This is a genomic window from Psychrobacter sp. T6-4, from assembly GCF_052258425.1.
GTDB lineage: Bacteria > Pseudomonadota > Gammaproteobacteria > Pseudomonadales > Moraxellaceae > Psychrobacter.
Map to the genome: position 1 here is coordinate 64677 of NZ_JBQQEZ010000010.1, position 19262 is coordinate 83938.

Here is a 19262-nt window from a genome sequence, read left to right on the forward strand (position 1 = left end):
CACAACGACGTACATTAAGTATTGATTAGGAGAGCCATCATGGAAGTTATCAGCTTTACAGACGCTAATAAAGACTTTAAAGCCGTTTTAGATACGGTGAACAATGATGCTGATGTGGTTGTCATAAATCGTAAAAATGATAATGATGCGGTTGTCATGTCATACAATCATTATAGTAGTTTGAAAGAGACGCTTTATTTATTGGGATCGCCTGCGAATGTAGCACATTTAGCCAAGTCTATCGATCAGTATAAAGTTAGCAAAGTGAGTTTCGGAAAAGATTAACCGCTAACCAAACTTAAAAGGTTTAACCTTACCAGCCTCAACCTCATATTTAGCAATTAATAATTGACGTACAAATTCGTAAGACAAATCAGGATTGTCTTGCATAATCTGTTTAATTTTAGCTGAGCTTGCATTCAGCTCTTTATCTGTTTCCATGATGCTCTCTATTTCTGATTACTGTATCTCTGTTTATATTATCAATAAAACAAAACCAAATCGTAACTATTCAAAGGACCTCCAACATGACTCAACCCAAATTTGCCCCACAAATCTCAGTTCCAGCCACCTATATGCGCGGCGGCACCTCAAAAGGCACCTTCTTTAAGTTATCCGACTTACCTGAACGTTGCCAAGAACCAGGCCAAGCGCGCGATAATTTCTTATTACGCGTTATTGGCAGCCCTGATCCCTATGGCAAGCAAATCGACGGCTTGGGTAATGGTAGCTCAAGCACCTCAAAGACGGTGATTTTGTCTAAAGCCAAGCAAGAAGACCATGATGTTAACTATCTATTTGGACAAGTTAATATCGCCAAGCCGATGATAGATTGGGCGGGTAACTGTGGCAACTTAACTGCAGCGGTTGGTGCTTGTGCGATAAATATGGGTATCGTTGATGCGGAAAAAGTAGCGAACAGCGTTGAAAATGGCATATGTGAAGTACGCATTTGGCAAGAAAACATCGGTAAAACTATCATTGCGCATGTACCCGTTTATCAAGATGATAACGGCAAAGTGCAAGTACAAGAAACGGGCGACTTTGAATTAGACGGCGTCACCTTCCCTGCTGCTGAAGTGAAGATTGAGTTTATTGATCCGGTTGATTCCTCTAGTGATATGTTTCCGACTAACAATCTAGTTGATGACTTTGATGTCTCTGGTTGTGGTTTAGATAAAGATAGCGTCAAAGCGACCTTTATCAGCGCGGGCATTCCGACTATCTTTATGAAAAGCGATGACTTAGGGTTCACTGGTACAGAGTTGCAAGGTGATATCAATAGCGATAGCGAGATCTTAACCAAGTTAGAAAAAATCCGCGCGCGTGGCGGTGTCGCAATGGGACTGTTTAAAGATGAGAGCGAGGCACAAAGTAGCCAGCATATTCCCAAAATTGCTTGGGTCGCTCCTGCGCAAAGTTATACTGCGTCTAGTGGCAAAGAAGTTAACTCAAGCGATATTGATCTAGTCGTACGCGCGATGAGTATGGGTCAACTGCATCACGCCATGATGGGTACGGCAGCGGTAGCGATTGCCGCAGCAGCGACAACTCAAGGTACGCTCGTCAATGGAGCCGCTGGCGGTGGCGAGCTGTCCGAGGTGCGTTTTGGTCATCCGTCGGGTACGCTACTTGTCGGCGGCAAAACTGAGCAAGTCGATGGACGCTGGCAAGCCAAAAAGGTATCCATGAGCCGCTCAGCACGTCGTATCATGGTTGGTGAGGTGTTTGTGCCAGCGGATGCGTTTTAGTTTTAAAAAAGTTTAGTCGTAGGGGGTGTTCTGCGCGTCATTATTATAATGATCTGATAATAGAAAATCCTGTTTAAGGGGTTTTCCTTGCAAGTCTAATGAAGCATTGTTTCATTTTTAAAACTTTCAGGTGCGCAGAGCACACCCTACAAAATCTAAATAAATGCTATCTTAATAAACTTATGAATATAGATTTTTAAGCGCGATTACTTTACCCTACCTGCATGACAAACACTCCTAATCTTAGCAAATCCCCACTCGACAAAAAGCCGCCGGTCAAAAAGACTGAGCGGCGTGCTTTGTTGTGGGATATTCTCAAAAAGCTCGCTGTTTTTGCGGCGCCTTATAAAGTCTTGATTGTTGCGACACTGATTTTAACAGTGCTCGGCTCCTTTACCGCCCAGGTCAACGCCTTTGTGCTGCGTTATGCGGTCGACACCTTGACCGAGATTGCAACCTTAGCTGAGCCTTGGGAAGCGGGTTTGCGGATGCTGACTATCATTAGCGTCGTGCTGTTATCCAAAGAGATATTATCGATATTTATCTCCTTTGGTCAGCGCTTTTATGGCGAAAAGATTCGCATTAATCTATCGCGTGACTTATCACAAAAGATTATCGAGCGCATTCTCACCTACCGCATGGCGTTTTATACCAGTAGCGAGAACGACAGTGGCAAGCTGCAAACCTGTATTGATTATGGGGTTAGTAGCCTAACAAGCCTCGTGCAAAACTTCTTTATCGATATGCTACCGCTGTTTGCCAGCGCCTTGGTGTCTTTAATTATTATGTTTTCGACCAACTTTTGGATAGGCTTAGTTGGTCTGATTATTATTCCTATTTATTTCTTTATCAGTCAAAAACAAGCGCGGCGCTTGCAAGGATTTCGTCGGCAGATGCGCGGCTTTCGAGAAGCCAAAAGCGGCTTAGTTATCTCCCTAATCAACTCAATTAGCGTAGTCAAATCCTTTGTTCGTGAGCCTATTGAAGCGCAAAAGCATCTTAAAATCCAAAAAGAGATGACCGATAATCAGCTGCATATTCGTAGTATTGGTTTTATCTACGATGCTATTAAGACCTTTATCGAGCAGATCGGCGTGGTGGTCATTATTTTGCTTACTTCTTATTTTGTCTTACAAGGCGAGATGACCATCGGCATGATATTGTTCCACGTTATGCTGTTTCAAAACGTCGCCGCGCCTATTCGTCAATTGCACCGTATTTATGATCAGATTAATAACGCTTTGACTTATGCCGAAGGGTTTTTTGAGATATTAGAAGATGACAAGCAAGTAGAAAACATCACAGGTATGAGTACCAAAAACCTAACAGGTCATATTGAGCTTAAAAACGTTGATTTTACTTACCCCAATGGTACGCAGGCGCTAAAAGATGTCAGCTTCACTATTAAGCCTAATCGCATTACCGCGCTCGTTGGTCTCTCTGGTGCTGGCAAGAGCACTATTATCAGTCTGCTGGTGAAGTTTTATGAGCCTGACTCAGGCACTATACTATTAGATGGTCATGATCTAGCAGACTGTGACACGCATGAACTGCGTCAACGTATAGGCTTGGTGCTACAGAGCAATCATATATTCTCAGGTACTATTAGCGAAAACATTCGCTACGGCAATATGAACGCCAGCATGGATGACATCATAGTCGCGGCTAAAAAAGCCTCGATTCATGAGCAGGTCATCACCCTCGCAGACGGTTATGACAGTACCGCAAAATCGCTATCGGGTGGTCAGCAGCAACGTATTGCGCTGGCAAGAATGTTCTTAAAAGATCCCCCGATTGTATTCTTAGATGAGCCAACCGCTAGCCTCGATGCTATCGCCAGTCAGCAGGTCAAAAAAAGCTTGGATCTGATCAAAAAGGATCGCACTGTCATTATGGTCTCGCACAATATCGCGCAAATCATTGATGCTGATGATTTGGTGGTAATAGAGAACGGCCGAGTGGTTGAAACCGGTACGCACGAGGAGCTGTATGATAAAGGCGGTAAGTATTACGAGATATTTAGCGCGATGTCCGATAGCTTAAATTTAGACAAAATCAGCCAAACCATTAATGGCTAAGCGGACTTTATATCGGCTCTTTTTATATCAGCTCTCCTCTTTGATATGTCACTTGAGTCACAAAGAATACACTTGTGCGGTTGCTAATTGTATTGAGCGGAGTAAAATGCTTTTTATTCCCAAGCATACTACTATGTTTGGTTAAAGCGATGGCATGTATACTTACTCCTTAGTATAAACCGTAGCGCTTTTATATAACAAAGAGATATCAATGATTACATTTCAAATGCCAGAGTTTTCACTACCCACGTCGATGATGGGCTCAGCGCCTGCGTTGCAATTGCAACAAAAAACAGTGGCGATGTTTATGGCGATTCCACAAGTCATGACCACTCGTATCTGGAATCTGGCGAGCATGCCTATGGATACAGATACGCAGCAAAAAGAGATTCAAACGATGATCTCTGAAAAAGAAAAAGCCTTTATAGAGTCTATTGGTGATATCCATTCACAAATTATCGCCTCACAGCTCGCTTTGGGCAAACAGTGGATGAATGATTGGCAGCGCCTGATGTCAGGTAACCACAATGCCTTTAGTAACTTTGGCAAACATATTGATTCTGAAACGATCAAAATCATGGACAAAGGTATTAGCCCTTATGCTAAGACCGTTCAAGCTAACAAAATGCGCTTAGTATATTAATAAAGTCTTATTATGGATAGTGAATTATCAATAAAAAGTTTTGATGAGCTGACCGGCGTTGATCTCTACCACATTCTAAAAGCCCGCTCGCAGGTTTTTGTGGTAGAGCAAAACTGCGCTTATCAAGATATGGACGAAGTCGATTTTGACTGCTTGCATCTGATCGCACACAAAGACGAGGCGCTCATCGGTTACTGCCGTATTATTCCGCCTGAATTCAATACTCTTAGCGCCAATCTCTCTGTTATCACCTCATCCTCTCACGCTGCATTGAACACTATGCCTGCTATCGGCCGCGTGCTGGTACTGCCGCAATACCGCAGCTCTGGGCTGGCGCGTCAGATCATGACCGATGCCATTAGATACTGCCGCAAAAAATATGGCAAAAAGCCTATTATTATCTCTGCGCAAACCTACTTGCTACCCTTCTACGAGTCATTAGGTTTTATCCCTGAGGGCGAGCGTTATTTAGAGGACGGTATCGAACATATCAAAATGGTATTGCGAGTCCCGCAAAAAATCAAAGTAAAAAAAGAATCCTCAGGCATTGTGGCCAATGTACTTACCTTTTTATTACTGATATTAGGTCTGCTGTTTATCGCAGGTCTTATCTATTTAATGACCTAAATCTTGTCCCTTAAAACTCATACCTACAAACATTCATAACATAATACCCTTTGGCGAGTCGCTAGCGACTGTGCTACTTTTGAGTCATGACTATTGTTAGTTTCTGACTAAAAAATAGCTCATCCCTATTTGACTCAAGGAAGAGGTACTGGTTATGTCTACTGTAGAGAGCAACGTTCGTCCAGAGTACGACGATGAAATTCAAAAAATCGCCGATTATGTCCTTAATTATTCTATCGATAACGACTCCCCAAATAGCGTTGAGGCTTGGCATACTGCGCGTCATTGCCTGATGGATACGCTTGGCTGCGGTCTGCTAGCACTGCGATTCCCTGAATGCACCAAACATTTAGGACCGAACAGCCCTGATCAAATCACCCCAAATGGCGCGCGCGTGCCCGGTACTGCTTACAGGCTAGATCCGATCAAGGCCGCTTTTGATATTGGCTGCATGGTGCGCTGGCTCGATTACAATGATACTTGGCTGGCGGCAGAATGGGGACACCCTTCTGATAATCTCGGTGGTATCTTGGCTGTCGCTGACTATATCAGTCAATGCAATATCAGCCGAGGGCATGAACCACTCACCATGCGTCATGTGCTAGAGGCGATGATTATGGCGCATGAGATTCAAGGGGTTCTGGCTCTGGAGAACTCCTTTAACCGTGTCGGTCTCGATCATGTATTTTTGGTTAAGCTGGCTTCAACCGCGGTCGTGGCAAAGCTGCACAACTTGCCGCGCGAGCGTATGATGGCGGCAATCTCACAGTCCTTGGTCGATGGTCAAGCGCTGCGTACGTATCGTCATGCGCCCAACGCCGGTAGCCGCAAATCTTGGGCAGCAGGTGATGCCACTAGCCGTGCGGTACGCCTAGTCGATATTACCCTGCGCGGTGAGATGGGTATTCCTGGTGCTTTAACCGCGCCGCAATGGGGATTTTATGATGTGCTCTTTAGCCATACCAACAAAGACTTAGCACTTAAGCCTGAGGGTGAGCGTCAATTTAGGTTTCAGCGCGAGTTTGGCAGTTATGTTATGGAAAACATCTTGTTTAAACTCAGCTTCCCCGCCGAGTTTCATGCGCAGACGGCTTGTGAGGCGGCGGTAATTTTGCATCCGCGTATAGCAGATAGAATTGATGACATCGATAAAATCGTCCTAACCACCCATGAGTCAGCGATTCGAATTATCTCAAAAGAAGGCGCGCTATCCAACCCTGCGGATCGAGATCACTGTTTACAGTATATGGTTGCCGTTGCCCTATTAACAGGAGACCTGATGGCAGAGGACTACGAGGATGATTACCACGAACAGCATCATCTACTTATTGATCCGCTACGCCGCAAGATGGAGGTCGTAGAAGATCCGAGCTACTCAGCAGATTATCACGATCCGAGTAAGCGCTCTATTGCCAATGCCATTCAAGTATTTTTTAACGATGGTAGCAGTACGGATAAAGTGGCTATTGAATATCCTATCGGGCATAAACGCCGGCGCGAGGCAGGTATTCCTATACTGGAGGCGAAGTTCAGAGCCAATCTAGCCACGCGCTTCGTTGAGACGCGCTGTAATGAAATTATCGCCCTATGTGATGATCAAGCGCGCTTAGAGCAAACGCCTGTTAACGAGTTCATGGACTTGTTTGTGACTAATTAATTTTTGAATTAAAAGGGCGTGTCGTTGATTAAATAACGTCACGCCCTTTTTTTGTACTGATTTACTTTTCTAAGATTATATTTACCAAGGTATCGACGCCCCTGACCAATCCACAAAACTCCCCGATTGCGCCGCCGTCATACTAGATAGTACGTCCAGTAAGCATTCAGCGCTGTAGGCAGGCGAGAATAGATGACCTTCTGCGACATTACCCTGAAAAGGCGCTGATAATTGTGTGTTGACCGTACCTGGTTGCATAACCACGATACAGACGTCTTTTAATGAGCGGCTCCATTCAATACTCAAGTTTTTCATACCCATATTGAGCGCCGCTTTGCTCATGCGATAGCTATACCAGCCGCCAAGCTCGTTATCGCTAATGCTACCCACGCGCGCAGATATCGTTGCGTATATCGCAGGCCTATCATCACTACGCTCAGCTTTTGCTAATAAGGGCTTGATGTGTTTGGCAATGAGCAAACCTGCCAAGGCGTTAATTTGCATATTTTGTAAGAAGAAAGTCGTCTCCACTTGTCTCAAGGCTTTTTCTGGTTGCGAGGTATCTGTGTGCAGTAGCCCGACACAGTTAATGACCCAATCTAAATGAGTGCTGTGCTGCTTGATAGCGTCGGCCGCTTGCGCAATACTATCCTCGTCGCTGACATCCATTTGTAACCAATGTAGATTATCTGCTTCAAAGTCAGGAACGCTTCTATGGTAAGTGGCGAATATTTTAGTGCTGTTGTTGACTTCGCTGCTTTGTTCATTAGCGGTCGCTTGCATAAGGTGCTCAACCATCGCCTGACCAATACCGCCTGTACCGCCGATGATAAGATAGACTTTATTTTTCATAATAAATCCTTTATTACTTTTGTTTCTACTATTCACGTCTTTGTCTTACTCATTTATTTTGGCTGATTTTTATAACTTTTACTGTGACAAAACCGTGCATATTATGATTTTTATTAACAAGCTTTTAGAGTTGCAAAAACAGGCTATAGACTAGATAGCTTTGTTATTAGCGCGTTTTTGGTTATGATAAGCTTCTTTTATGCTTTAACCTCTCACCTTGATTTTTACATGGATATCAGAACATGCTATCACCCCAAGACCAATTGACTGAGCTGGTGCGTACGCTTGAGAGCCAGCAGCATGTGTTTGCGACCGATCCGCTCCTGATAACCGAAAAGTTGCAAAACGAGGATGGCACGCCGATCCAAAAATTGCATCGCCGTGCGACTCGTATCGACAGCAACGGTGCGCTGGCGCGAGTCTTAGGCAAGATTGATGGTCGTATCAAAGGCATCATGCTCATCATGAGTATCGTGTGGTGCCTATCAGGATTTTTGGGTTTATTTACCTTGCTACAAGCCAATGTCGTTAATTTCTTTTATGTTTTGGTCTGCTTACTTGGCTTTCATACGATTATGCTGGTGGGCTGGCTTGTGCTCACGCTGATGAATCAAGGTAAGCAAACGCCTAGTTGGTTTGCCAGTTTTGTCAGCCCCAACCGTTTGATACGCGGCAAGGATGATGTTACCCAAGCGGCGGTTAATCTTTATGAGCGTCAGCTAGAGCATAGTGGTATGCGCTGGTATTTGGGCAAGTTTAGCCATCAGTTGTGGCTGGCGACGCTTACTGGCATGCTGCTTGCGATTATATTTTTGCTGATAGTACGTCAATATAGCTTTAGTTGGGAGTCAACACTGCTCTCTGATCAAGCGCTTATTACCTTGACGCAAGTGCTCGGCTGGTTGCCTAGCATGGTAGGCTTTAGTGTACCTGATAATGAGGCGATTATTCAAAGTCGTTTGGTCACCAACGCCCTACCCTTATCTATCGCCCGTCAGTGGTCCGGCCTACTCATTGGTAGTTTGCTGATGTACGGTATTGTACCTCGGGCGATTGCTTGGGCATTTTGCGCGTTTATGTTCCGCCGCAAAAAGATGCGCTTAGATATCAAACTGCCTTATTATCAAAAAATAATTAACTTTTGGCAGCGTAAGGTCGTTGATGCTGATGATTTTAAGCAAGCGCCTGCCCCTGTTGCACCAAAGGCACAGGTAAGTGCTGGCAAAAAACTAGTGGCGCTACTTGAGTATCCTTATGATGATGAGCGTTGGTGGCAGGCAGGTCTTAATACTGTCAATGATAAGGCCAATGACGAGATCAAGGATTTCGGTATTCTTGATGATCGCGATGATATGGCGCGGCTCATTGCTTATTTAGACATGCACCCTGTACAGGTGCTACTAGGTATTCATAGTCACGCGCTGCCTGATCGCGGAACGTTACGCAAGCTCGATAGCATCGCCAGTCATGCCAAACAAGGGCTTATCGTTCAGTTATTAGGCGGCACTACTGATGACATACAGAGCCAAGCGCGATTTGGGCAGTGGCAAACAGCGCTATCTGCTCGTGAAATTGGTCTGGTTAGCAGTGAATAGAGAGTAGGTATAAAAGTACGCCTGACATAAAATGACGCAAGCGGCTATATCCTCTACTGACTTTTTACCTTATTCATCTTATATTAGCCCATACTCCTTCTTATCAATTAATGACAGATAACGTAAATGCTAGACTTTGAGTTATCTAAACTGATTATGCGCTACAACTATTTACGCTACAATTATAAGCATGGTAATAATAAGAACGACAACGATAAGAATTCATTATGAATAATGATCAATCTAACAACAAGCCTAATCAAAAGCCAAAAGGTAGAGGTCTGTTCGCTGACAAGGCTTATGATACGCCTATAACTACCAGTGACGCTATAGACAATAATGCTAATACCTCACTTAGCGACGCTGAACCATCACAACCTATATCGATTGATGAAGAGAATAGTAGTCAGACTGTTGATAACAAGCTTAATAATGGGAATAAAACTACAGTTGCCAGTGGTGAGTCCTTAAAGTTGGCCGTTGTTGGGCATACCAATACGGGTAAGACCTCCATACTCCGTACCCTACTGCGTGATGTTTATTTTGGTGAAGTCAAAAATGAAGCGGCGACCACTCGTCATGTGGAGCGCGCGCAGCTGACGGACAGCCAGACAGGTGAAGTGCTGGTGACTTTGTATGACACGCCAGGATTAGAGGACGCCTCAGGACTTATGGACTGGCTTGAGGACAATACTGCCAGTCGCCGTGATGGCATCGAGCGCTTAGGGCAATTTTTGGCGGCAGATATTGCAACTGGAGACGCGACGGGTTTTGATGACTATAGTCAAGAGGCCAAAGTCATCAGGCAATTGCTGGCAAGTGATATGGCCATCTACGTCGTCGATGCGCGCGAGCCGGTATTGGGTAAATATAAAGATGAGCTGGCAATACTGTCATGGGCGGCAATACCCGTGATGCCTGTGTTTAACTTTACCGATAGTCAAGACGCTAATATCGATGACTGGCAAATGATGCTGGCACGTCGTAATCTGCATATCTCAACTCGCTTTGATTCGGTAGCGTTTGAGTTCGACGATGAGATGCGCTTGTGGGGTAATCTTGCGACTATGCTGACTCATTCAGAAATGCTTGAGCAGTTAATGCAGCGCCGCACTGAGGACTGGGCAAGACTATATGATGAGGCAAATATTATCATTGCTGACTTTTTGCTAAATGTCGCCGCCTTTGTCCGTGAGATTAATGAGGACGATGATCCAATGCCTGTCCTCACGCAGATGAGGGAGGCGGTTCGTCAAAGCGAGCGCGCTATGCAAAATAGCTTACTCAATCTATATAGGTTCTATGATAATGATATAGCCTCAACACCCCTTGAACTGCAGGCCTATCAGCAAGACCCCTTTGATCCAGACCTACTTAAAAGTTATGGGATCAGAACCACATCGGGCGCGGCGGCCGGCGCACTATTAGGATTAGGCATTGATGCTGCAGCACTGGGTACGACGTTAGGACTTGGTGCTGCATTAGGCGCCATTGGTGGCGGTTTGCTCTCAAACACGAGTAGCATTGCCGATATGATCACAGGCGTTAAGCGTCTATATGTTGACCCCGCTACCCTTACCTTATTGGCAACGCGTGCCGTAGATCTACTTACAGCGCTGCGCCACCGCGGGCATGCAGCAACCGACGCCACTCAGCTGTTGTATCAAAATGAGTTGACGCCTGAGGATGAGTTGCAAAACCCTGATAATATAAAAGATCATAACGAAGAAGATAATGTAATCACCCTATGGCCACCTCATAAATTACCCAGTGAGCTCAAAAAAGCACGTAGCAAACCGCAATGGTCGTCGCTTGGCGGTGGTCAGTCAGAGCTTGCTAAAAGTCTGCGTCTGGATATGGCATGGTCGCTATCATCCAAATTACAGTCAGGAAAATCTTAAAACCAACACAGTTAGATATAACCCCTTTTAAAAACGCTTTTATTAAATGGTAGCACTTTGTTATCAATAACATGTTATCAACAACCTAACCAAGGATATTATATGGCACATTATTTTGGATTTGAACCTTCAGAAAAACTCAAACAATTAATCGAAGAGGCAGCACAAGCAGAAGCATCGGATGAGCATGTTGAGTATTACAAATACCGCGATGCTCTCACCCATCAAACTGCTCGTGACTTGATTGACAATCTACTTGTAGGCTTAGTTGAGATTATCCCCAATCCTGAGCGCCAAGCAGCTATGCGCAAGACTGTCGGTACGATAGAAAAAGCTGCCGACACTTTGCTTAATATTTTGCTTAATAAAGAGAACAACGAAGATGTGATGCCAAGCTTTCACTTTTTACGAGATCAAGCGACATTTATAGATAATGAAGGCGTTAGTCGCGTAGGCTACAGATTGTCCGAGAGCGCCGCGCAAACTATCACCGAAGGCTTTGCGTCCGTGACCCCTGAGCAGGTTGATACTGTCAAATTTAAGACGGCACTTGAGACTATGAATGATGAGACGCTCACACATTTTATCACTCATTATGCTGAAACGCTGAAACTGGGCATGTTTAAACGCAAATCTGTCCCTGTAACCAAAGCGGTAATCGACAAGGGCATGAACATGGCGCTGACTAAACTATTACCTGATCTGCCTGATAGCTCTATGAACCGTCTGGCTGAATACTATCGCCCCTTTATCGTAGAAAAGGCTGAGTGATATTAATTTTGATCAATACTTGATGCTATCAGTCACTTGGTGTTGGTCAGATTCACTAAAACTTGCTAAAATAGGCGGCACTTTTATCGAAGGCGCAACTCATGACCCAAATCAGTAATCAAGAAATCGAAAAGACTCTACGCAATTCAGAATGTCTCATTAGTAGTATCGAAGTAGCTGCGGCTTATGAGCGTCTTGCCGCTCAGCTTAATCTTCACTATGCTGGTCTTAATCCAATCGTTATGGTTGTTATGAATGGCGGCCTTATCCCAGCAGGTCAATTGCTTACTCACCTCACCTTCTATCATCGTATGCACTATGTTCATGCGACGCGTTATCGTGATAACCAAGGTACTAATGATTTAGATTGGAAGTTTAAGCCTGACGTTAGTATCGAGGGTGAGCATGTTTTATTGATTGATGATATTTTTGATGAGGGTATTACGCTAAAGGCAATCGTAGAAGAATTAGGCAAGGAAAATCCCGCCTCTATCGATTCGTGCGTATTACTAAACAAACAACATGATCGCAAAGTTGCAAATTTTGAAGTGGATTTTGTTGGTATTGAAGTTGCTGATCGTTATGTTTATGGTTGCGGTATGGATTTTCATGGGTATTTGCGCCATTTGCCAGGTATCTACGCTATTAAAGAAGATAAGCTGTAAATTCAAATTAATTGAAAAAGCATCCTTAAAGGGATGCTTTTTTTTGCGTATCATTTTAGTCTTTTGTAGCTACTCATTTGCCTGACCCATCGCTTTGAACTGTAGACTGAGCCCTGTCTGGCGAATAGTTGGTGTTGCTAGTGCCCGCGTGAATGCTGTCTCAGTGCTGAATATTGAGACCTGTTTTTTGGCACGTGTTACAGCTGTATAAATAAGCTCTTGGCTCAGCAATCTAGCATTACTATCGTCAAAACAGATAGCAACATGCTCAAACTCAGACCCCTGAGACTTATGTATGGTCATAGCGTAACTTGTGGCAACCATATCATCACCGAGCATATTGACTGAAATACCTTGTTTTTTGTTCTCAAAAAATACTTGTAAGCGCCCTTGATCAGTCTGCATACAAATACCAATGTCACCGTTAAACAGCCCTAGCTCATAGTTATTTTGCAAGACCATGATAGGTCTGCCGTGATACCAAGGCGACTTGGATAGAGGTAGTTTTAGCTGCTGACGATGCTGCTCACTCATGTATTGATTAATAGCATGATCACCACAGCGCCCATGATGTCCAGCAGTGAGTACTCTAAACTGATTCAAAGTACTCATTAATTTACTAAAGCTATCAATATGTTCAGATATTGGCATAGATTTAGCTCTTTTTACCTTTGCTAAATTATTATAAGTTTGGCTCACATAGGTTTTATAAAAATTATAGAGACCTTTACAAAGTTCCGTTTTACTTAGGCTATTTGTTATTTGTACTTTTTCAATGCCTACGCTATCAGATTGATTTGCCCGCGGCTGGGTTAAGTGATAAAAACCCAAACTCTCATTCTCATGCATGAGCTGCCATACTGTGTTCATGTTGGACTTTGCATACGTATCTTTATCATTGATTAGCCTCGCTAGTTTACCAATACCAGAGTCCGCGGTGAATCGGCGACTACTCTCTAAGCGCTGACTTACTCGCTGTAATGCTGGTATGCGGCACAAATCTGCCAGCACCGCCCCTGCGTCTACCGCCGCTAGCTGATTGGCGTCGCCGAGCAGTATCAATCTAGCACTGGGCTTTACTGCACTGACTAGATAATTGGCCAACTCTACGCCTAGCATCGATGCTTCATCGACGATAATAATATCTTCGCTCAATGGATTGTCTGTATGATAGCGAGGCTGTCCGCCCTGCCCTATACCGAGCAGTCTATGAATGGTCTTGGCCTCTGGCAATTGAATGTTGACTCCAGCGCTTTCAATGGCATCTTGTAGCGACTCTTGCATACGCTGCGCCGCTTTGCCCGTCGGTGCTGCTAAAGCCAAGTTTATACCCGTGTGCGGCTGGTCTACTACTCCATTTTGTGCTTGCTGCAAAGCTATGACCAATTGCGCTACGGTATAGGTCTTGCCAGTACCAGGACCGCCAGTGATAATGCTAAACGCCGATCGGTTAGCCATATAGATGGCTTCTTGCTGCTCAGGGTTAAGTTGTGAGTTTGCTGCAATAGGTAATGCCTGCACCGTTTGATTCTTAATACGCAGAATATGATATGCAAGATTATATTCTGCTTGCCAAGTTCGATGCAACCAGAGGGTAAGCGTTGTACCACTACTCTTTTGAAGACTACTTTCTTCAAAGGTTGTTTCAAAAATAATTGGTGATGCTCTGTTTTCTTTTTTATTATTTGTTATTAGCTTCTTTTGTGACAATTTATGAATTAGTTTGCTTAGGCTATTTTCTTTATCGTCATTATTTAAAGATTGAATATAGTTATATAACTTAGTTGCCGCGTCAAAGCGCTGCGCAAAGCGTTGTTGCTCAAATTGCGATAAAGTGGATTGAAGCATCACGGTTTTCCATAGCGTGTGCTTATTGTCTATAAGTGTCTGTATATCGATATTTTGAGCAAGAATACTGGTCGCATAATCTAATAACGGCTGGAACAAGGGCTGTACAAGCTGCCACTGCCAGGTACGATCTAAATGACCTGTGCTCGACAGAGTAACAACCGTATGCCCCTCCTCCAAACGTTGTACGAGCAGCTCAAGGAGAGATTTAAATAGCCAATCGTCATCAGCCAGAGCCACGTCTTCATTCTCTGCGTTGTTTACTTGTAGTTGACTCTGATAGGCTTGGTACGTCTGCTGTCGCCGCGCAAGTAAATACTGGCTGACGCTAGTTGCCCAATTGCTATCTATATCTGCGCTACTCGTAGTCGTATCCTCTATGTTTGAGGTAATACTGCCAAGCTCATGACTGGTCTGCATCGTATTAAAAGTAGTATTGACGTCTTTACTGTTATTCATTATTAATTCGCTTAACGGTTTAGAATTTATATAGTGTCTAAATACTTGGACTACCGAACATCTCATCAAGTGCTTGCACGAGTGCAAAAGGAATTTGCCATTTGATTCGCCCATAATCATTTAGACCATGCGCGCCTTGCGAGTCTATACCACGCAAAAACACGTACTCTACAGCGCCTAGGTAATTCTCTTCATTGCCAGTATAGCCATTTATTCGTAATCTCAAGAATCGGTGTAGTGCGACTTGATAGATAGCAGCCTGTAACCAGTACCCTGCCTTACTCATAGCCTTACTCAAATTTTCACTGTTGTAATTACTTAGGCTATTTCCTAAGTAATTACTCTTGTAATCCACAACGTAATACTTGCCCGCGTGCTCATACACCAAGTCAATCTCGCCGCGTAGGTAGCGATAGATATGACTAGAGTACTGTGCACTTAGCTCGATGTGCTTGTCAGGATCATCAGGTAAATATTGAGCGAATACCTCATTAATGCGTTTAGGCTCAAAATCCTCTGACAACCCCATATTAAAGCCAAGCTCAGCGAAGCGTTTGTTGAGAGGTATCTTTTGTAACGGTTGCTCTGACGCCAGTAGCGGTGCTGCCAATGCGTCAGCGATCCAAGTGATCAGCTCACTGTGCTCACTGGGCTCAGAGAGTGGTTCACCTTCGCTCACATCAGCATTTGTATCAACTCCACTCCCTGATAATGACCTTTGCTGTAAGCGCTCTTGATGCGCGCGGCTGGTATAAATGAGCGGTAATTGATATTGACGGACGCTTTGATCGATAATCGCTGACCAGTTTTGTTTATCTGTAAAATCTATCTTCTCAAAGATCTCATGCAAAAACGTACCTGCATTAGCGCCTTTTACAAAACGAAAACGGATATTATTGCTAGTAATTGAACCCGTAGTGTTTTGGTTATCATACTCATCAGTATGATGTTGTCCAGACACGGCGGCTATAGACAACGGCATACCATCGGTTATATCCAAGTCGTCCTCTATGCTGTCATCGAAAATAGCCAAAGCCTGAGTTTGCTTGCCAAGTTGGCGCGACAGAGCGGTAAAGCTAGTCTTAGCCCAGCCCTTAAAGTAGCGTGCTTGAATCTGCGCGTAAGCGTCGTCGTAATTGATGAGGGTACTGTTATCCGTTTTTACTTGTAGCGTATCAATTGAGTCTTTATCTGCTTGCACAATCGCTTGGGCATTAGACTCAACACTGTCATATGGCAGCCAGCCGATATAGTTGTGCAATCGCTCTGGTAGCTCTAAATTTTTGCCACTGCCATTAAGCCATTGAGCGCAAGGCTTGCGATCGTCGTCTTGGCTTCTACTCGAATCTTTAAGCACCATATATAACTGCTCACTAGCTCGGGTAAAGGCTACGTAAGCTAAGCGGCGCATCTCTTCATAATTCTCATCGGTTTCAAACTGCGCATAGTAATCCTCAGCCTCTTTAGCAGCCTCACCTTTAGCGGACTTAAATGATTTGCCCTTACTAGTAGATAGGCGGCGCTGCGTCTTTTGCTCTTGTATATGGTCAAACAAAAACAGGTTATGCTTGCTACGAGCACCCGCCTTTGGACTGGCGCTATCCATACCGATGACATAGACCACGGGGAACTCAAGCCCCTTTGACTTATGAATCGTCATCAATTGAACACCAGATTCAGTCGGTAGGGGCTGCTGCTGCGCCCATTCGGGAGTACGGCGACTATTCATGTTCTTCTTAAACCAAGCTATTAGCTCATGCTCGCCGATATGCATACCATGCTGCGCTAATATATCTAGTAGATGGCGCAGATCCATGAGATGACGGGCACCCTCCTTGAGCTCTGCTAGAGCCACCCATATATTCTGATTGTCTGTGCTACTCGTGGTCATTGGATTACGCGCAAACAGATAATGTAGCGCGGATAAGATACCGCTACTCTGCCAGTACGCCGCCGCCGTCTTGATATAGTTCTGAAAGTCTTGATAGCGCCGCTTTAGCGCTGTCTGCTCTGAGTGAGCGCTTGCTGACTGTAAAGCGTCAACCTCCTCATCGACGCTTAGCATGAGGTGCTGTACCTCAACTAGGCTCAATTGATAAAAATGACTGGTCAATACCCGGTTCATAATATCGCGGCGATGTGGTCGTATCATTACCTCTAGTAAAGCCGCTAAGTCAACAGCGATAGCAGTATCAAAGACATTGCGCTCTGCGGTTTCAAGAGTCGGTACGCCAAGCTTGCTCAGCATATCTTCTACTTGCTTAAGATCTTTTTTGCGCCGTCCAAGCACTCCGATGTCACTAGGCTTGAGCGCTCGTCCCTCTAGGGTTTGCCCGCTTGCCAGCAGGGCGGCGATATGTAGGGCGGTAAGCTCGCAGTCATTGTGCTTGGCATCTTTAGATGATGGCAGGTGAATCACGCTCACTGGCTGGTTGGGCATAATCGCGGCTATTTGAGGCGATAGCTCCTGAGCGATGGGCTGCTGCCAAGATAGGCAAACCTCGGTTTTGGCGGCGGTAATGTGCTGATAATAGATGCCTTTACCCAGCTGCGCTAAGTGATCGGCTGCGCTTTGTGTTGACGCTTGTAGCTGACTATTCTCTACCTGACTGTCCTGCGCTGGTGACGAGCGGCCAAACCAGTAATTGAGGGCGGTGATTAAACGCTCATTTGAGCGTCTATTGATGTTTAGGCTCATGCGCTGCTTGGCTGCAAACAGTGTCTTCATAGCATTATAGTTAGCAACATCGCCGCCACGAAAGCCGTAAATGGCCTGCTTAGGATCACCAACTAATAACAAGAACTCTCGAGAGCTGCCTTTGGTCTCTTGGTTGTCGCTCTGCTTTTTGCTAGCAGCTTTGGTCAAATAAATACGCTCAATCATCCGCGCCTGCTCACCATTGATATCTTGCGATTCATCAATGAGCGCAATGGGATAATGATGACGAATGTAACGCGCCAGCCGCTCGCCTTGCTTGCCTGATAGTGCTTGGTTTAGGCGTACCATCTGCAAAGAGAAAGTCGTCTCACGTCTTTGCTCCAACACTGCTGGCAGCTTTTGCCGTACTTGCAAGGCAATATCGCGGTTTAGATTGTCAACTAGCGCATCGAGATGTCTTTCAATCTGATCCGTAAAATCATAAACCGCTTTGAGCGCTTGGATGCTTGGCAGATGGATAAAGGTTTGGCGCTCTACTTCTTTATTCTTATTAAACCCTTTACCGCCCTCCTCTTTAGTTAAAAAGGCTAAAGGTAGCGCATCAAAAAACTTTTGCGTGTCATCATCTAGATGTACGAAAAACAAATGACCGTTTTTTTGTATAGCAACTTGTATATACCCTATACGCTCCACTTTAGTTGCCAAACCTGCATTCCAAGTCATGCCTTGAGCTTTGCGATAGTCTTTATCAAAACATGGCGCTACATCTGTCAAATCACATTTCATAAAATCTGTTAGCGCTTGCTCATACCCAGCAAAATCTATCGCCTCGCCTAGATCGACGTTTTCGATTGGTGTGGATATAAACTGCAAGGACTTTTGCGCTACATAGATATGGTCGGCAGGTGTGGTTAAGCGATTTGTGTGCTGCATCAGCTCATAGATCTTTGGCTGTTTATAATACAGATAACTGTGATGAGCGCGCACCGCATCGTGAATGATACTCTCTATCACCACTTGCTCGTTATCACTAATCTGCACGCCCTGCTGATAGCCTGTCTCCGCGCTGTACTCAGACAGCCACTTTTGCGATAGGCTATCGAGCGTACCGACAAACAGCTTATCTAAGGTAATGAGTACCAGTTTACAGCGCCGAATAGCATCAGCTAAAGGATACTCAATAGCATGATCTAGTAAATACTCCATCAAGTGACTGTTGATAGGCTCAGTGACGATCTCAGTACTACCTGATAGACGAGCTTGCTCCTCTAGCCAGTGCAGGCGCGCTTGTCTTTGCTCGGTACTGATTTTGTCGGTAATGGCTTTGCTAGTTTTAGTAGCGCCTTGATCTTTGTGGTCATCTATTGTTTTATGAGCGTTATTGTTAAATTGCGGATAAAGAATGGCATGGGTGCTGGGGTTTGCTTGTATTTTATTAAGCCACAATAGTGCCTCATGAAACTGCTCTAGGCGCTCATGGATACGCTTACGAATGTCGGCAGCAGCAGCGCGAGTAAAGGTCGTTGCGATGATATGTTCAGGCAAACGCTTACCCTCAATCAGCAGTCGCAGGACGATGCCAGTGAGCGTCCATGTCTTACCTGTACCCGCTGAGGCTTCTATCAGATACTGACCTGTGAGCGCAATACGAACGGCAGGTGGCAGCTCTGTCTTTTTAGATGAGGTGTCTGCTAGCTTGGCAGGACTGATGCCAACGTTGTTTTCATTAGTAGGCGTGGTAGGGTTATCCATAATT

At 44.7% G+C, this 19262-nt stretch carries 14 protein-coding genes; 10 read left to right on the top strand and 4 right to left on the bottom strand.

All coding sequences use genetic code 11. The annotated features are described in order from the left end of the window. Positions 1-39 precede the first annotated feature (39 nt). Positions 40-285: a type II toxin-antitoxin system Phd/YefM family antitoxin gene (locus ACTXGE_RS08560; RefSeq protein WP_443543050.1), complete on the top strand. Its 246-nt coding sequence runs from the start codon at positions 40-42 to the stop codon at positions 283-285. Between the two features lie 3 nt (positions 286-288). On the opposite strand, the gene ACTXGE_RS08565 is transcribed toward ACTXGE_RS08560, so the two are convergent. Continuing rightward, entirely contained in the window at positions 289-441 is a 153-nt protein-coding gene (locus ACTXGE_RS08565; RefSeq protein ID WP_443543052.1) for a hypothetical protein, read from the bottom strand. An 86-nt stretch (positions 442-527) separates the two neighbouring features. Between ACTXGE_RS08565 and prpF the strand changes: the two genes are divergently transcribed. The 5 genes from prpF (at position 528) to ACTXGE_RS08590 (ending at position 6756) form a co-directional block, all read left to right on the top strand. Next, a complete protein-coding gene (gene prpF / locus ACTXGE_RS08570) occupies positions 528-1751 on the top strand; it encodes a 2-methylaconitate cis-trans isomerase PrpF (protein ID WP_443543054.1) in 1224 nt (407 codons plus the stop codon). 224 nt (positions 1752-1975) lie between these two features. Next, entirely contained in the window at positions 1976-3829 is a 1854-nt protein-coding gene (locus ACTXGE_RS08575) for an ABC transporter ATP-binding protein (RefSeq protein ID WP_443543056.1), read from the top strand. Between the two features lie 211 nt (positions 3830-4040). After that, positions 4041-4472, top strand: a complete 432-nt coding sequence (locus ACTXGE_RS08580; protein ID WP_443543058.1) for a hypothetical protein — start codon at positions 4041-4043, stop codon at positions 4470-4472. A 12-nt stretch (positions 4473-4484) separates the two neighbouring features. Beyond that, entirely contained in the window at positions 4485-5099 is a 615-nt protein-coding gene (locus ACTXGE_RS08585; protein WP_443543060.1) for a GNAT family N-acetyltransferase, read from the top strand. A 154-nt stretch (positions 5100-5253) separates the two neighbouring features. Further along, positions 5254-6756 (top strand): bifunctional 2-methylcitrate dehydratase/aconitate hydratase, encoded by a 1503-nt coding sequence (locus ACTXGE_RS08590; protein ID WP_443543062.1) that lies wholly within the window; start codon positions 5254-5256, stop codon positions 6754-6756. Positions 6757-6837: 81 nt separating this feature from the next. Here ACTXGE_RS08590 and ACTXGE_RS08595 read toward each other — a convergent pair whose 3' ends face one another. Then, positions 6838-7608, bottom strand: coding sequence for an SDR family oxidoreductase (locus ACTXGE_RS08595; protein ID WP_435950973.1), 771 nt, complete (start codon positions 7606-7608; stop codon positions 6838-6840). 242 nt (positions 7609-7850) lie between these two features. Here ACTXGE_RS08595 and ACTXGE_RS08600 point away from each other — a divergent pair, with 242 nt between their 5' ends. The 4 genes from ACTXGE_RS08600 to ACTXGE_RS08615 all read left to right on the top strand — a co-directional run bounded on the left by ACTXGE_RS08600 (position 7851) and on the right by ACTXGE_RS08615 (position 12540). Then, positions 7851-9203, top strand: coding sequence for a DUF2868 domain-containing protein (locus ACTXGE_RS08600; RefSeq protein WP_443543064.1), 1353 nt, complete (start codon positions 7851-7853; stop codon positions 9201-9203). Between the two features lie 227 nt (positions 9204-9430). Next, positions 9431-11104, top strand: a complete 1674-nt coding sequence (locus ACTXGE_RS08605; protein ID WP_443543066.1) for a DUF3482 domain-containing protein — start codon at positions 9431-9433, stop codon at positions 11102-11104. Positions 11105-11206: 102 nt separating this feature from the next. After that, positions 11207-11875, top strand: coding sequence for a hypothetical protein (locus ACTXGE_RS08610; protein ID WP_443543068.1), 669 nt, complete (start codon positions 11207-11209; stop codon positions 11873-11875). A 101-nt stretch (positions 11876-11976) separates the two neighbouring features. Next, on the top strand, positions 11977-12540 hold the full coding sequence (locus ACTXGE_RS08615; protein WP_317199412.1) for a hypoxanthine-guanine phosphoribosyltransferase: 564 nt from the start codon (positions 11977-11979) through the stop codon (positions 12538-12540). A 69-nt stretch (positions 12541-12609) separates the two neighbouring features. Here the strand turns inward: ACTXGE_RS08615 and recD are convergent, their stop codons facing one another. Together recD and ACTXGE_RS08625 are read right to left on the bottom strand one after the other, a co-directional pair. Next, a complete protein-coding gene (gene recD / locus ACTXGE_RS08620; protein ID WP_443543070.1) occupies positions 12610-14847 on the bottom strand; it encodes an exodeoxyribonuclease V subunit alpha in 2238 nt (745 codons plus the stop codon). Between the two features lie 37 nt (positions 14848-14884). Then, positions 14885-19258, bottom strand: a complete 4374-nt coding sequence (locus tag ACTXGE_RS08625; protein WP_443543072.1) for a UvrD-helicase domain-containing protein — start codon at positions 19256-19258, stop codon at positions 14885-14887. Positions 19259-19262: the final 4 nt, after the last annotated feature.

Excerpts from the sequence above, each read along its gene's own strand:
- ACTXGE_RS08560 (WP_443543050.1), top strand. The coding sequence starts at position 40 with ATGGAAGTTATCAGCTTTACAGACGCTAATAAAGACTTTAAAGCCGTT.
- ACTXGE_RS08565 (WP_443543052.1), bottom strand. The coding sequence starts at position 441 with ATGGAAACAGATAAAGAGCTGAATGCAAGCTCAGCTAAAATTAAACAG.
- prpF (WP_443543054.1), top strand. The coding sequence starts at position 528 with ATGACTCAACCCAAATTTGCCCCACAAATCTCAGTTCCAGCCACCTAT.
- ACTXGE_RS08575 (WP_443543056.1), top strand. The coding sequence starts at position 1,976 with ATGACAAACACTCCTAATCTTAGCAAATCCCCACTCGACAAAAAGCCG.
- ACTXGE_RS08580 (WP_443543058.1), top strand. The coding sequence starts at position 4,041 with ATGATTACATTTCAAATGCCAGAGTTTTCACTACCCACGTCGATGATG.
- ACTXGE_RS08585 (WP_443543060.1), top strand. The coding sequence starts at position 4,485 with ATGGATAGTGAATTATCAATAAAAAGTTTTGATGAGCTGACCGGCGTT.
- ACTXGE_RS08590 (WP_443543062.1), top strand. The coding sequence starts at position 5,254 with ATGTCTACTGTAGAGAGCAACGTTCGTCCAGAGTACGACGATGAAATT.
- ACTXGE_RS08595 (WP_435950973.1), bottom strand. The coding sequence starts at position 7,608 with ATGAAAAATAAAGTCTATCTTATCATCGGCGGTACAGGCGGTATTGGT.
- ACTXGE_RS08600 (WP_443543064.1), top strand. The coding sequence starts at position 7,851 with ATGCTATCACCCCAAGACCAATTGACTGAGCTGGTGCGTACGCTTGAG.
- ACTXGE_RS08605 (WP_443543066.1), top strand. The coding sequence starts at position 9,431 with ATGAATAATGATCAATCTAACAACAAGCCTAATCAAAAGCCAAAAGGT.
- ACTXGE_RS08610 (WP_443543068.1), top strand. The coding sequence starts at position 11,207 with ATGGCACATTATTTTGGATTTGAACCTTCAGAAAAACTCAAACAATTA.
- ACTXGE_RS08615 (WP_317199412.1), top strand. The coding sequence starts at position 11,977 with ATGACCCAAATCAGTAATCAAGAAATCGAAAAGACTCTACGCAATTCA.
- recD (WP_443543070.1), bottom strand. The coding sequence starts at position 14,847 with ATGAATAACAGTAAAGACGTCAATACTACTTTTAATACGATGCAGACC.
- ACTXGE_RS08625 (WP_443543072.1), bottom strand. The coding sequence starts at position 19,258 with ATGGATAACCCTACCACGCCTACTAATGAAAACAACGTTGGCATCAGT.